9 protein-coding genes are annotated in these 13,363 nt (G+C 60.0%); 1 reads left to right on the forward strand and 8 read right to left on the reverse strand.

Translation table 11 applies throughout. From position 1 onward, the window contains the following. Positions 1–261: 261 nt before the first annotated feature. The 6 genes from QRN20_RS13065 to kdpF form a co-directional block, all read right to left on the reverse strand. Entirely contained in the window at positions 262–954 is a 693-nt protein-coding gene (locus QRN20_RS13065) for a response regulator (RefSeq protein WP_058433045.1), read from the reverse strand. Positions 955–1,009: 55 nt separating this feature from the next. Continuing rightward, positions 1,010–3,673 (reverse strand): DUF4118 domain-containing protein, encoded by a 2,664-nt coding sequence (locus QRN20_RS13070; protein ID WP_122605082.1) that lies wholly within the window; start codon positions 3,671–3,673, stop codon positions 1,010–1,012. Positions 3,674–3,817: 144 nt separating this feature from the next. After that, on the reverse strand, positions 3,818–4,390 hold the full coding sequence (kdpC, locus tag QRN20_RS13075; RefSeq protein WP_058433043.1) for a potassium-transporting ATPase subunit KdpC: 573 nt from the start codon (positions 4,388–4,390) through the stop codon (positions 3,818–3,820). 59 nt (positions 4,391–4,449) lie between these two features. Next, positions 4,450–6,510: a potassium-transporting ATPase subunit KdpB gene (gene kdpB / locus QRN20_RS13080; protein WP_423242100.1), complete on the reverse strand. Its 2,061-nt coding sequence runs from the start codon at positions 6,508–6,510 to the stop codon at positions 4,450–4,452. Positions 6,511–6,526: 16 nt separating this feature from the next. Continuing rightward, positions 6,527–8,221, reverse strand: a complete 1,695-nt coding sequence (kdpA, locus tag QRN20_RS13085; RefSeq protein WP_043306358.1) for a potassium-transporting ATPase subunit KdpA — start codon at positions 8,219–8,221, stop codon at positions 6,527–6,529. Positions 8,222–8,229: 8 nt separating this feature from the next. Next, positions 8,230–8,319, reverse strand: a complete 90-nt coding sequence (gene kdpF, locus QRN20_RS13090; protein WP_004882540.1) for a K(+)-transporting ATPase subunit F — start codon at positions 8,317–8,319, stop codon at positions 8,230–8,232. 269 nt (positions 8,320–8,588) lie between these two features. Between kdpF and QRN20_RS13095 the strand changes: the two genes are divergently transcribed. Then, positions 8,589–8,831 carry a helix-turn-helix domain-containing protein gene (locus tag QRN20_RS13095; RefSeq protein WP_004882541.1) on the forward strand — a complete coding sequence of 81 codons (243 nt, stop codon included), beginning with the start codon at positions 8,589–8,591 and terminating at the stop codon, positions 8,829–8,831. Between the two features lie 87 nt (positions 8,832–8,918). Here the strand turns inward: QRN20_RS13095 and QRN20_RS13100 are convergent, their stop codons facing one another. Continuing rightward, on the reverse strand, positions 8,919–12,770 hold the full coding sequence (locus QRN20_RS13100) for an RHS repeat domain-containing protein (protein ID WP_285360522.1): 3,852 nt from the start codon (positions 12,768–12,770) through the stop codon (positions 8,919–8,921). 78 nt (positions 12,771–12,848) lie between these two features. Then, positions 12,849–13,346, reverse strand: coding sequence for a hypothetical protein (locus tag QRN20_RS13105; protein ID WP_029243925.1), 498 nt, complete (start codon positions 13,344–13,346; stop codon positions 12,849–12,851). Positions 13,347–13,363: the final 17 nt, after the last annotated feature.

Consider the following 13,363-nt stretch of genomic DNA (forward strand, 5'->3'; position numbering starts at 1 on the left):
CCCCCGAATCAGCGCCAGGACTCAGCCTTCACCCACGTCGCGTTCTGCGGTGTTCTTACCATCGCGTTAGAAAAGCGCATCAGTGCTGCTGCCTCTCTGGATAGCCAGGTGACTTGTGTAAAACGATGAGCGCTGGAGTGGGCGTGATTGGTGTGCTTGAGACCTCTGATCGTTACCACGCTCCAGCGTGGTAACGCCTCTCGGGACGCTCCGCGTCCGGCCGTGATGTGGCGCAGAGCGGCACGTTTGCGGGCACTGCGCTTAATCCCTGGCCAGCAACCGGTAACCCACGCCCGCCTCGGTCAGGATGAACCTGGGCGCTGTCGGGTCGTCGCCCAGTTTCTGACGCAGGTGCCCCACCACAATGCGCAGGTAGTGGCTGTCTTCCGTATGGGTCGGGCCCCAGATGTCCTTGAGCAGTTGCTGCTGAGTGATCACACGTCCGGGGTGGCGCGCCAGTTGCGCGAGCACTGCGTACTCCTTGCGGGTCAGTGCGACTTCGTTGCCATCCAGCAGCACTCGGCGATACGCCAGGTCCACCGTCAGCGGGCCGAAGCTCAGTGCGGCGTCGGGTTTTTCAATGCCGGAGGACTGGCGCAACAGTGACCTGACCCTGGCCAGAAACTCTTGAATGCCGAAGGGTTTGGTCACGTAATCGTTGGCCCCGGCGTCCAGCGCCTGAACCTTTTGTGCTTCGCTGGCGCGCACCGACAGCACCAGAACCGGCACCGCCGACCATTCCCGAAATTCGCTCAGCACTTGCTGGCCATCCATGTCAGGCAGCCCCAGATCGAGCACCAGCAGATCAGGTTTGTTCAGCGCCGCCTGAGTCAGACCCTCCGCGCCGGTGGCCGCTTCCAGCACTTTATAGCCCTGCGACACGAGGCTGATGCGCAGGAATTTGCGGATCTGCGGCTCGTCGTCGATCACCAGAATGGTTGCCGTCTGACTCATCGGTGCGCTGCCGTTTCAATGCGGGAAGTGAACACAAGCGTAACCCAGGATCGACTCAAGCCGGCTCCTCCGTTTCAGCATCGGGCTGAGCCTGCAACGGCAGAAACAGGGTAATGCGCGTGCCCAGACCGTCGATGCCTTCGCCGACGCTCAAACGACCGCCATGCGCGCCGACCATACCCTGACAGATCGCAAGCCCCAACCCCGTGCCCTGCCCGCCCCGGTCACCACGTGCAGCGGTGTAGAACATGTCGAAAATCTTCGCACGCTCCTCTTCGGGAATGCCCGGCCCCTCATCGCTGACCGAGAAAAACAGTTCGCTGTCGATAACGCCCGCCGCCACTTGCAGACGTCCTTCCGGCGGCGAAAATCGTGCAGCGTTTTCCAGTACGTTGACCAGCGCCTGCTCGATCAGCGCAGCATGCACGTACAGCAGCGGCAACGCTTCGGCGACCTGGGTGCTCACCTGTAACGGCGTCATGACCGCACGCAACCGGTTGAGCGCACTGCCGACGATGTCGGCGGGCGAGACCCAGTCGCGGGCCAGTTTCAAGGCGCCGTGACCGAGCCGGGTCATGTCCAGCAGGTTCTGGATATATCGATCCAGACGTTCGGCTTCGTCGCGCGTGCCCTCAAGCAGTTCACGACGATCCTCCAGTGGAATGGCCTCGCCCAGCGCCAGCAGGCTGTCGATGCTGCCGCGCATGGACGTCAGTGGCGTGCGCAGGTCATGGGAGACGGACGCCAGCAACGCGCTGCGCAATTGCTCGGTTTCACCGTGCAGGCGAGCCGCTTCCAGCTCTTCGGCCAACTGCGCACGTGCGAGGGCTTGTGCCAAGGGTTGAGTCAGCGCCGCCAGCAGACGCCGATGCTGCGCCGTGAACGACTGACCCTTGCGGGCCGTGACCCCGAGCAGCGCCAACGGCCCCTCTTCGGCGGTGATCGGCCACCACCACCATTGCCCTGACGGCAAGGTGCCGGTGCCGCTGCCCGCAGGCTGCTCATGTTGCCAGGCCCAGTCGGCTGCAGCGCGCTCGGCCTCGGTGAAGGTCAACGGCCCGCCGGTCTCGACAGTCCAGCCGCCCTGCTTGTCGCGATCCAGCAGACAAAGCTTCAATTCCTTCCAGCCACTGAAATGCTGTTCAGCGGCATGAAACACTGCCTTGCTGTCGGCGGCGGCGGTCATCTTGCGTGACAAGTCCAGCAACTCGCTGGTCTGTTCCTGAGTGTCGCGCAACGCCTGCAACTGCCGACGCTGACGTGCCGCCAGCTTGCCGGTGAGTGCCGACATCAGCAGAAAGAACATCAGGGTCAACACGTCTTCGTCGCGCTGGATGCTCAGCGAGAAACTGGGCGGGATGAACAGAAAGTCGTAGGCCAGAAACGACAGTCCGGCACAGGCCAGCGCCGGCCCCATGCTGCTGCGCACTGCTACCAGCAGCACGGCCGCGAGAAAGATCAGAGAAATGTTGGGCAACGCCAGTACGCCCGAAACGCCCCATGCCACCACACTGGCCAGCACCGTTGCGATCAGCGCCAGCCCGTAGTCGAACCACACCACATCACGAAGCGGCCGGGCGCGTGGCGGCTGATCGGGCTGCTGCTCGCTGTCGTCGAGCACACAGACTTCCAGCCCGTGCCCTTCACGCAGCAGCCTTGCGGCCACACCGCCGCCGAAAATACGCCGGTGCCAGTGTCGATGCGACTGGCCGACCAGCACCACATTGGCACGACGCTCCACCGCATGCTGAATCAGGGTTCGGGCCACCTCTCCGGCGCGCAGGGACACCACTTCGCCGCCCAGTCGTTCGGCCAATTGCTGGGCACCTTGCAGACGCGCACGGGACTGTTCGTCCAGCGTCTGCCCGTCGTCTACATGCACGGCGCTCCACGGCAGGTGACGGCGCTGGGCGACCCGGCTGGCATGACGCACAAGGCGCTCGGCCTGCGCATCGCCGTCAATCCCCACCAGCAAACGACCGCGCACTGCCGGAGCAGCCTGCCCCAGTTGCCGATAGCCCTGGGCCAGATCGTTGTCGACCTGAGTCGCCGCGGTCTGCATGGCCAGTTCGCGCAGAGCACTCAGGTTGGTCGGGGTGAAGAAGGCGTCGATGGCAGCGCGTGCCTGCTCCGGTACGTACACCTTGCCCTCACGCAACCGCTCCAGCAGTTCGCGGGGCGGCAGGTCGATCAGGATAAGATCGAAGGCTTCCTGCAACACCCAGTCGGGCAGCGTTTCGCGGACCTGCACGCCGGTGATGCCGCGCACTTGATCGTTGAGGCTTTCCAAGTGCTGAACGTTGACCGTGGTGTAAACGTCGATGCCCGCAGCCAGCAACTCCTGAATATCCTGCCAGCGCTTGGCGTGACGACTGCCGGGCGCATTGCTGTGCGCCAGTTCATCGACCAGTACCAGACTCGGCGCGGCCTTGAGCAAGGCGTCCAGGTCCATTTCTTCCAGCGTCATGCCACGGTATTCGCTGCGCAACAGCGGCTGCTGCGGCAGGCCGTTGAGCAGGGCTTCGGTTTCCGCACGCCCGTGGGTTTCCACGACACCCGCCATGACGTTCACGCCCTGACGCAGCTGTTTGTGAGCAGCCTGCAGCATGGCGTAGGTCTTGCCCACGCCCGGCGCCGCGCCCAGAAAAACCTTCAGCCGCCCTCGGCCGTCGCGGGGCAATTGAGCCAGTAATGCGTCTGCTCGACCGGAATCACTCACGTTGGGTATCACTCTCTTTCGGTGTGGCCTGGGCGCCGTTGAACATCATGGCGGCCGGAAGAACGCCTTTTCTGAAACAGCGTTGTCTCGCATCGAACACCGGACTGTGGGCGTTATCGCGAACCAGCGCTTTGTCAGCGAATGTTACAGCTGCGCGTTGCGTTGTGTAGACGTTATCTGATTCAGGCTCATATTCAAGGTCAATACGTTGACCACTGGCGGGCCGATCGATGGACGACGGGTGTTCGCTTCGATCAGCGCCTGAACCCTGTCCAGCGGCAATTTCCGCGCTGCAGCCACACGTGCGGCCTGCCAGTCCGCCGCTTCAGGCGACAGGTGAGGATCAAGCCCGCTGCCGGACGTAGTCAGCAAGGCCAGCGGCACCGGGCCCTGACCGGGAACAGCCAGTTTTGCGGCGTCTTCGGTAACACGTGTCGCCAGTGCCGGGTTGCTCGGTGCAAAGTTGCTGGCACCGCTGGCAACCGTTGCGAAAGCACCGGCCGAAGGACGCGGCTGGAACCACTCATCACCAGTAAACGCTTGGGCGATCAGCTCGGAACCGCGCACCTTGCCCTCGTTGTCATACAGCAGGCTGCCATTGGCCTGCGCCGGGAACGCCACTTGCGCCACACCCGTCACCACCAGCGGATAGGCCACGCCGGTGATCAGGCTCATCAACACAATCAGGCTCAGGGCCGGACGCACTACATTCGACATTTCTTCATCCTCAATCAGGTGAAGCTGCGCGCCGACCGGCGCGCAGCTCAGTCATCCACTCAAACCAGGCCAAACGCGACCAGCAGCATGTCGATCAGCTTGATCCCCACGAACGGAACGAAGATGCCGCCCACGCCGTAGATCAGCAGGTTGCGACGCAGCAGGTGCGCAGCGCTGGCGGCCTGCACACGTACGCCACGCAGGGCCAGCGGAATCAGCACCACGATGATCAACGCGTTGAAGATGATCGCCGACAGAATCGCGCTCTGCGGGCTGGCCAGTCGCATGACGTTGAGCACGCCCAGTTGCGGGTAGATCGCAGCGAACAGCGCGGGCAGCACCGCAAAGTACTTGGCCACGTCGTTGGCGATGGAGAACGTGGTCAGCGCGCCGCGGGTCACCAGCAACTGCTTGCCGATGTGCACCACGTCCAGCAGCTTGGTAGGGTCGCTGTCCAGGTCGACCATGTTGGCCGCTTCACGAGCCGCCTGGGTACCGTCGTTCATGGCCATGCCTACGTCAGCCTGCGCCAGTGCCGGGGCGTCGTTGGCGCCGTCGCCGCACATGGCGACCAGACGGCCTTCACCCTGTTCCTGACGAATCCGTTCCAGTTTCTTCTCCGGAGTGGCTTCGGCCAGCACGTCATCCACACCCGCCTCTGCTGCAATTGCCGCCGCAGTGAGCGGGTTGTCGCCGGTCACCATCACGGTGCGGATACCCAGCTTGCGCAACTCTTCGAACCGCTCGCGGATGCCCGGTTTCACCACGTCCTTGAGGTGAATAGCGCCCAGCAGACGGCCATTGGCGCAGACCAGCAGCGGCGTACCACCGGTCTTGGCGATCTTGTCGACTTCACGTGCCAGCGGTGCAGGCAGGTCGCTGCGCTGCAGGTTGATGAACGCCAGCAGCGAATCCACCGCGCCCTTGCGATACACATGGCCCTGGTAGTCCACACCAGACAGTCGCGTGTCGGCGCTGAACGGCACGGCGGTCACCGAGCTCAGCGTCGGCTCGTTCATCGGGTGCAGATTGCGCAGGAATTCGACGATGGATTTGCCTTCGGCGGTTTCATCGGCCAGCGAAGCGAGCAAGGCGCCCTCGCCCAACTCTTTGGGGGTCACACCGGGGGCTGCGTAGACGGCGGCGCAACGACGGTTGCCGAAGGTGATGGTGCCCGTCTTGTCGAGCAGCAATACGTGCACGTCACCCGCCGCTTCCACGGCGCGACCGGACTTGGCGATCACGTTGAGGCGCACCAGCCGGTCCATACCGGCGATACCGATGGCCGACAGCAGGCCGCCAATCGTGGTCGGAATCAGCGTCACCAGCAGTGCCACCAGAAACACCAGCGGCAGGCTGCCACCGGCAAAGTGAGCGAACGGCTGCAGGGTGATCACCACCAGCAGGAAGATCAGCGTCAGGCCGATCAGCAGGATATCCAGCGCCACTTCGTTGGGCGTCTTCTGACGCTTGGCACCTTCCACCAGCGCGATCATGCGGTCCAGGGTCGATTCGCCCGGGTTGGCGCTAATGCGCACCAGCAGCCAGTCGGAGACCAACCGCGTGTTGCCGGTCACGGCCGAGCGATCACCACCGGACTCTCGGATCACGGGGGCCGATTCGCCCGTGATCGCCGCCTCGTTGACGGCTGCAATGCCTTCGATGACCTCGCCGTCACCGGGAATCATCTCCCCGGCTTCGACGCGTACCACATCGCCCTTGCGCAGTTCGCTGGCATTAATGGTGCGCAGGCTGCCGTTCTCGTCACGGATACGGGCTTTCAGCCCTTCGCTGCCCGCCTTGAGGCTGTCGGCCCGCGCCTTGCCACGACCTTCGGCCAACGCTTCGGCGAAGTTGGCGAACAGCACGGTGAACCACAACCACAGCGCAATCTGCAACGCGACCGAGGTCGAGACCTGCGGATCGGGAATGAAGCACAGCACAGTGGTCAGAATGGCGGTCAGTTCCACCACCAGCATCACCGGCGAACGCTTGAGCAAACGCGGGTCCAGCTTGACGAAGGCTTGCACGAGCGCCGGACGCCACAGGGCCGACATACCGGTTTTGGCAGAGGTCTGAGCGGCCTGGGATTCGGCCTGTCTGGCAGAAGAAATAGGCATATTCATGGTCGGTTCCTCAGAAACCCAGGCTCAAGTGTTCGGCAATCGGACCCAGTGCCAGCGTCGGCAAAAAGGTCAGCCCGCCGACCAGCAGAATGGTCACCGTCAGCAATGTCACGAACAGCAGGCCATGGGTCGGGAAGCTGTCCTGACCCTGCGGTATGCTCTTTTTCATCGCCAGACTGCCCGCCAGGGCGAGGACCGGCAGGATGTAGCCGAAACGGCCGATGAAGATCGCCAGACTGAGCATCAGGTTGTGGAAGACGGTGTTGGCACTGAAACCGCCGAACGCCGAGCCGTTGTTGGCTGTGGCCGAGGTGTAGGCGTAAAGCAACTGGCTGAAGCCATGCGGACCGGGGTTGCTGATAGCTCCTGCAGGGCCTGGCAGGCTGGCCGCGATGGCGCCCAGTACCAGTACGCCGACCGGCATCACCAGCAGCGTCGCGACCAGCAGCCGCACTTCCTGAGCCTGCAGTTTCTTGCCCAGATACTCTGGCGTGCGACCGATCATCAGGCCTGCCAGAAACACGGCGATCAGCACGTTCAGCAGCATGCCGTTGAGGCCGACACCAACGCCGCCGAAGATCACTTCGCCGACCATCATGTTGACCAGCGCCACCATGCCCGTCAGCGGATTGAGGCTGTCATGCATGCCATTGACCGAACCGTTGGAAGCCGCGGTCGTGGCCACCGACCAGAGCACGGTGCCGGTGGTGCCGAAACGGGTTTCCTTGCCTTCCAGCGGTGCGGTCTGTTCGACGCCTGCCAGATTCAGCATCGGGTTAGGCTGGTACTCGGCCCACAGTGACACTGCACCGCCAATCAGCAGCAACGCCAGCATGCAACCGAGAATCGCGCGGCTCTGGCGCATGTCCTTGACGTAATGCCCGAAGGTGAACACCAGTGCCGCCGGGATCAGCAGGATCGAGACCAGCTCGAACAGGTTGCTCCAGGCCGTCGGGTTCTCGAACGGATGCGCCGAGTTGACGCCGAAGAAGCCGCCGCCGTTGGTGCCCAGTTGTTTGATTGCAATCTGGCTCGCGGCTGGCCCCATCGGCAGGCTCTGATCGGTGCCTTGCAGGGTCAGCGCATCGATGTAATGGGCGAAGCTTTGCGGCACGCCCTGCCAGACCAGAAACACGGCCAGCACGATGCTGATCGGCAGAAGGCCGTACAGTGTGGCGCGAGTCATGTCGGCCCAGAAATTACCCAGGCTGTTGGAAGAACGACGGCTGATGCCTCGGCACAACGCAACCAGCACGGCGAGGCCGGTGGCGGCGCTGACGAAATTCTGCACGGTCAGACCGACCATCTGGCTCAGGTAGCTGAGCGACGCTTCGCCGCTGTAGGCCTGCCAGTTGGTGTTGGTAATGAAACTCATCGTGGTGTTGAACGCCAGTGACCACTCCATGCCGGGCAACTGCTGCGGGTTGAGCGGTAGCGCGCCCTGCAACAACAGGATCGCAAACAACAGGACAAAGCCCGCCAGATTGAAGGCCAGCAAGGCCCAGGCGTACTGTTTCCAAGACTGTTCCACCCGTGGATCAACGCCGGATATCCGGTAGCAGGCCCGCTCAACGGGTCCCAGCACAGGCGTCAGCCAGGTACGCTCGCCTTCCATCACTCGGTAGTAAAAACGCCCAAGCCAGGGTGCCGGCAACAGCAGCAGCACCAGAAAGGCCAGGATCAACAGATAGTCATAACTGTGCATGGCCGCTCCTAGTTCTGGTCGGCGCGCAACAGCGCCACCAACAGATAGATGAACAGCCCGACTCCCATCAACAGAGAGATACCATCCATAACGCTCATTGCAATTTCCCCATGATCAGGCCACATCGAATACGGCGATGGCCGCGTAATGGCATTGTCAGGATCAAAGGCGTAAAGGAACGAGGGCGAGGCGGCAGAACCCGCATAAAGAAACTGTAAAATTCGGGATTTTGCGCTAAAAAACGCTCGCGCAAAGAACATCAGGTCGGTTGGCGAACCGGGAGTGAATAAATGACATTTCTGTCAGGTTTCAAGCGCTCATTGAAGCGCTAAGTTAATGGCTGGTTTTCAAGGATGAGGAACCGGCCATGAACACTGTAGAACGCTATTATCGCGCCCATGAAGCGCCCGTACGCTTGACCCCCAAGGAACAGGAGGCCCTGCACTGGGCCATGCTCGGCAAGACCGCGTGGGAAACCTCGCGCATACAGGATTGCAGCGAAGCGGCGATCAACTTCCACCTGAGCAATATTCGTCGCAAATTCGGGGTCAGCTCGATAAGAGCGGCGCTGGTCATCGCCATCAATCAGGGCATGTTGCTTTCCAGGTAGGCAACTGCTTGAAATGCTTTTCAATCCCTCATAAAAAAGCCGGCCAGGATACAAAGCATTCTTGGCCGGCCTTCTACAAGCAACGCCTCAACGCCTGACTTGCGTATCCTCAGAGCTTGCGACTGCCAGAGGATCGGCAGGGTCGTGGGGACTGTCAATCGTCACGCCCGGACTGCCGACCTCGATCAGACGGCCAAGGGCGTCGTATTTAAGCGTGCGGTTGCATTCATCGCGAATCAGATTGCCGTCCGGATCATAAGTCAGATCGATTCTGGCCGGGTAATCCGCGTGTTTATTCGTGACGGCGCTCAATTGTACAGGGTCGGGATTTTCGTAAAGATAGCTGGCAATATTGCTTTCGTTACCGAAGCTGGTCTGGACCAGTCTCAGGTTGTCCAGACCGTCGAAACTGAACAGTTGTCTGGAGACGGTCTTGCCGTAGGGATCCACCGGACAGTGAGTGCCTTCACAGGCGTATCGGGTCAGACGTCCACGCAGGTCATAACCGTAAGCCTCGTCCCGAATGACGGTGTTTCCTTCAGTCAGCAGACGCCTGGTCATGTCATCAACATGATCGTACTCCTGTTCCATTTGCTGCATGACGCCGGCAAGATCAAAAGTGCGCAGGATCTCGCGACCGAAATCGTCGTACTCCAGACCGACCGCGACACGCTGCTGATTTCCGGTGTCAGTCGTTGTGATGCTTCTCGTGCGACCCAGGGCATCGTAGGTGAAATCCGTGGATGTAGTACCCAGCGAGGTGTACCTCAAACGCCCGTAGTCGTCGTACAGGAAGGTTTGCTCCTGTTTGAGCACATCGGTATAGCCCAGCATTCGGCCAAGCCGACTGTAGCGATACTGCATTGAGTAAAGATTGCCATCGGAGAGCCGCTGCTCGCTTTTCAATTCTCCGGTGCTGTAGTAATTGCGCTCCAGACGTTCGCCCTGCTCCTGGGAATGAAGCAGACGTGCATTTTTCGGATCATAGGTGTAATCAGACGTCACGCCCTCCAGCGTCCGTTGCAACGGATCGGAGCCCAGCCGAGGCTCGTAGGTATACCCCACAGTTTTTCCGCTGGCCGTGGTGACCGACTGGGGTTGCAACATTCCCGCCTCATACTTCAATACGCGCTGTCGTCCACCCGTGACGGTTTTCCTGATGCGGTCAAGGCCATCGAACACCTGTTCGCCCAGTGGAAATGTCTTGCCGGCATGTTCGACGCTGATGGAAACAGGCAGGTCTTCGCTGCTGTGGCGCGCAAAGGTACGGTGCACGATGGCGTTATCCGGCAAGGTGGTTCTGACAGCCCGGCCAAAGGCATCATAGGAAAACTTCGTTTCCCTGAACGGTGGCTCGAGGCCGACGATCTCCTCCACGGTACGTCCCAGGCCATCGTAGTGGCTCTGCGTCTGGCTGACTTTTTTACCGTCACGGTCAAACCGGACGACAAGGGTGGGTTTTTCAAACAGATTGAGCCAGGTTTCGGTGACGCCGGTTTTTACAACGATACCGTTTTCGTCGGTTCCTTCGCTCCAGCTGCGCCGGACAGGTCCTTTGGACTCATCGGTACCGATAGGGTCGGTTTCTTCAAAATTCCTGACACCGTCCGGGCCCGTCACGCAGCGTTGTTCTCCCCAGTCGTCGTACTCGAATCTGCTGGTCAACGCCAGAGCACGCGCATCAAGCCAGTCGTACTCGCACTCCCACGCCAGCCGCCCCCATGGATCATAGTGGGCCGCATAGGTCGGACGTGTAAAACGGGTACCGAACGGGCTGGGGTTGTCAGCATCGTCACGTTCCTCGCGGATCACCCGGTGCAAGCCGTCCATGTAACTGATGGTTTTCACGCCCTTGACGTCGAACACCCCTTGCTCGGCCTGATCGCCGTCATCGGCGCAAAGGACATAGCTGTAGAACCGGGAAGCCTCGTACATCGTATCGGGCGCAACGGTCTCCGAAAAAACCCGTCTGAGCGAGTCGTATGCATAGCGGATTTCCACATCGTTGTCATCGCGATTGAGTAAAGGCTCACCCATGAGCAGAGAGTGCTCAAACGTCGTGACTTTCTGTTCGCAATCAAAGCCGGTGACCGTCTGAACCGTACGCTGCACACTTTCGCCAAAGACGGGGCTTTGCAACGTGTCGTAGGCGAAATCGGTTGCGGTGTCCTGGCCGTCCAGTGTCAAGATCTGTCGCCCGATGCGCCCATGCCGAAATGCATCGGTGGGCACGTCAATATAGTCGTAGAAAGTACTCTGCAGCGGCTGCTCGCTTTGTGCGACTTTCTTCCTGACAGCCTCGATGAGCTTGCGCGCAGTGCGTTGAAAGATAGGGGCCAGTTTTGAAACTACAGCCGCAGCCATTTTGTCCAGACTCGCTTGCAGCTTGTGTAGGGTCCCTGTCTCAATCTGCACCTGCGTTTCGCTCTGCACCGCCAGCCAGTTGTCGAGCTCGCTGTCCGCTATCGGATCAAGCGACGTGTAACGGTAGCGTGTAACAAGTGTCGGCGCCTGACCGTACTCCGAAGCCGCAGGCTCGACAGTGCGGCTCTTGATGTTACGAACAAACCCTTCCGGATCGGGCGGGCAACCATCCTCTCCTTCGGCCTCATACCACACACTGGTTTCGACCACCCCGTTTGCGTCGGTCTGACTGAGCAGGTTGCCGTGCGTGTCATAGCGGCTGCTGACGATTTCAATGCGCGGTACACGCCCACTTTCCAGTTGCCGCCATACTGTCCTGACCTCCCTGGGAAGCTGACAATAGTTGGGCTGCTGGTCGAAGGGCTTGTCCGGATCAACGTAGTAGAGGGTCTGCACCTCTTTGACATTGTTGTTCTGGCGGGTGGTTTCCAGGGTGAGCAGGTGGAACTGATTGAACACACGCTCAATCGTGCGTGCGTCCTGATCGTCCACGCACAGGGTTTCGGTCGTGACATAGTTATACGCTTGCGCCCCCCCGTATTTGTAAAGATTGTCGAGGCCGTCGTCCGCCCAATCAATCTCGAGGCCGGCACCGAGGAAATTATGCTCACGGCCTTCGCTGTCCTGATAGGTGTAGTGCACCTCCACTTCAGGCTGGTCAAAACCGGGCGTGGTGCGATGACAGGTCACGCGCGGCAATGGCTGACGTCCCGCTGACCCCGGAAACTGATGGCCGCCGTCCAGGTAGGCAATGTCTTCGTGACCTCCGGCAGGTGTGTCGAGTGATGTGACACAGAGGTGTTCGCGAAACACCTCGTAATCAAAACGCCAGGATGCGGCATTCTCGGTAGGAAGTTCAATCCTCTGGACACGATGATCCGAACCGCCCAGTCTCATCAAAAACTCGACGTCCGGCCCCTCCCCCGCACTCATCCGGAGACTGACAGACAGATCGTCTCGACAGATGCTCAGCAAGGTGTGGCCTGCATCATCGATGACTTCGCTGAGCAACTGATGGGTATTGTCGAAAGACGTGTAGGTCAGTTTCAAACTGTGCCCTTCAGGGGCAAACAGTTGCACGGGCAGCGCAACGGGATTCTCGCGACTCCCGACAACTTCAAGTATCTCTACCTGTCCGGACTTGTGCACGACCCGGTACGTCGAGTCGACCTGTTCGTGAAAGTGGAAACTGTCGATCTTCTTTTCCGACATCAGTAACTGATCGCCGCTACTGTCATCCACCTTGAACGTCTCGCCGGTGCTCAAGGCAAGTATCTGACTACCCGGTGTGTATTGCGACAACCCCAGATTCCAGCCCAGGCCAAAACCACTGTCTTGGGTATTGAGCGGGTTATAGTTCAATGCCAATGGAAAACCCGGACCGCGAAGCCCATTGGTTTTTATATCCGGCAATGTAATGGAAACGGTGTACTGACCGGTACGGGGGTCTACGCCACTTTGGACGAAACTCATGAAATTGAAAGCGTTGGAATGTACGGAAGTTGAAAGCGTCATTGCGTGATTCTCCCATTCTTTTTCGCAAGGGAAGACAGGCCTCATCGTTCCCTTGCAACGAAACCCATGCGCTCACCGTCAACGAGAGGTTCTCACCCTGACACAGGACAGCTTTCCTTTTATCTGATCGTCGTCTTCACGTTTTTTCCACTCGAGATAAACGCCCTCCCGAACGATATAACCAGGCTCTTGGCCTTTCAGTTCCTGGATGTCAATCCAGTCCGTACTCACCGGATCAACGTACGTCTTTAAAGCAAACACCCACCCACCGGAATCGTTACAGTGCCTCGACTCCAATTCGATGCCCGTGGCCGAACGAACATTATTCAGCTGAAAATAATTCATCTGATCATTCTTGCAGGGATTATCATCCGCGAAACTCCAATCCACAGTCGAATTGATGGGGACCGAGCACTGATCGCCCTCAGGTCTTTGATTTTCATATTTTTCTGCAAAATTTATGGAGCGTGATGTATCGCCTTCGAGCGCTACCGGCTGCCTGTCAGAGCCGAATCCTTGCAAACTCGTCAAGCCTGCCACCAGCAGGCAGGCAAAAAAACCATTCCTTATATTCATGACCCTGACTCCCTGTC

The organism is Pseudomonas sp. fls2-241-TYG-175 (assembly GCF_030209155.1).
In the GTDB taxonomy this organism is placed as follows: Bacteria; Pseudomonadota; Gammaproteobacteria; order Pseudomonadales; family Pseudomonadaceae; genus Aquipseudomonas; species Aquipseudomonas viridiflava.

What these genes read in the sequence shown, in the direction of transcription:
- QRN20_RS13065 (WP_058433045.1), bottom strand. Translation starts at nt 954, where the DNA reads ATGAGTCAGACGGCAACCATTCTGGTGATCGACGACGAGCCGCAGATC.
- kdpC (WP_058433043.1), bottom strand. Translation starts at nt 4,390, where the DNA reads ATGTCGAATGTAGTGCGTCCGGCCCTGAGCCTGATTGTGTTGATGAGC.
- kdpB (WP_423242100.1), bottom strand. Translation starts at nt 6,510, where the DNA reads ATGCCTATTTCTTCTGCCAGACAGGCCGAATCCCAGGCCGCTCAGACC.
- kdpA (WP_043306358.1), bottom strand. Translation starts at nt 8,221, where the DNA reads ATGCACAGTTATGACTATCTGTTGATCCTGGCCTTTCTGGTGCTGCTG.
- kdpF (WP_004882540.1), bottom strand. Translation starts at nt 8,319, where the DNA reads ATGAGCGTTATGGATGGTATCTCTCTGTTGATGGGAGTCGGGCTGTTC.
- QRN20_RS13095 (WP_004882541.1), top strand. Translation starts at nt 8,589, where the DNA reads ATGAACACTGTAGAACGCTATTATCGCGCCCATGAAGCGCCCGTACGC.
- QRN20_RS13100 (WP_285360522.1), bottom strand. Translation starts at nt 12,770, where the DNA reads ATGACGCTTTCAACTTCCGTACATTCCAACGCTTTCAATTTCATGAGT.
- QRN20_RS13105 (WP_029243925.1), bottom strand. Translation starts at nt 13,346, where the DNA reads ATGAATATAAGGAATGGTTTTTTTGCCTGCCTGCTGGTGGCAGGCTTG.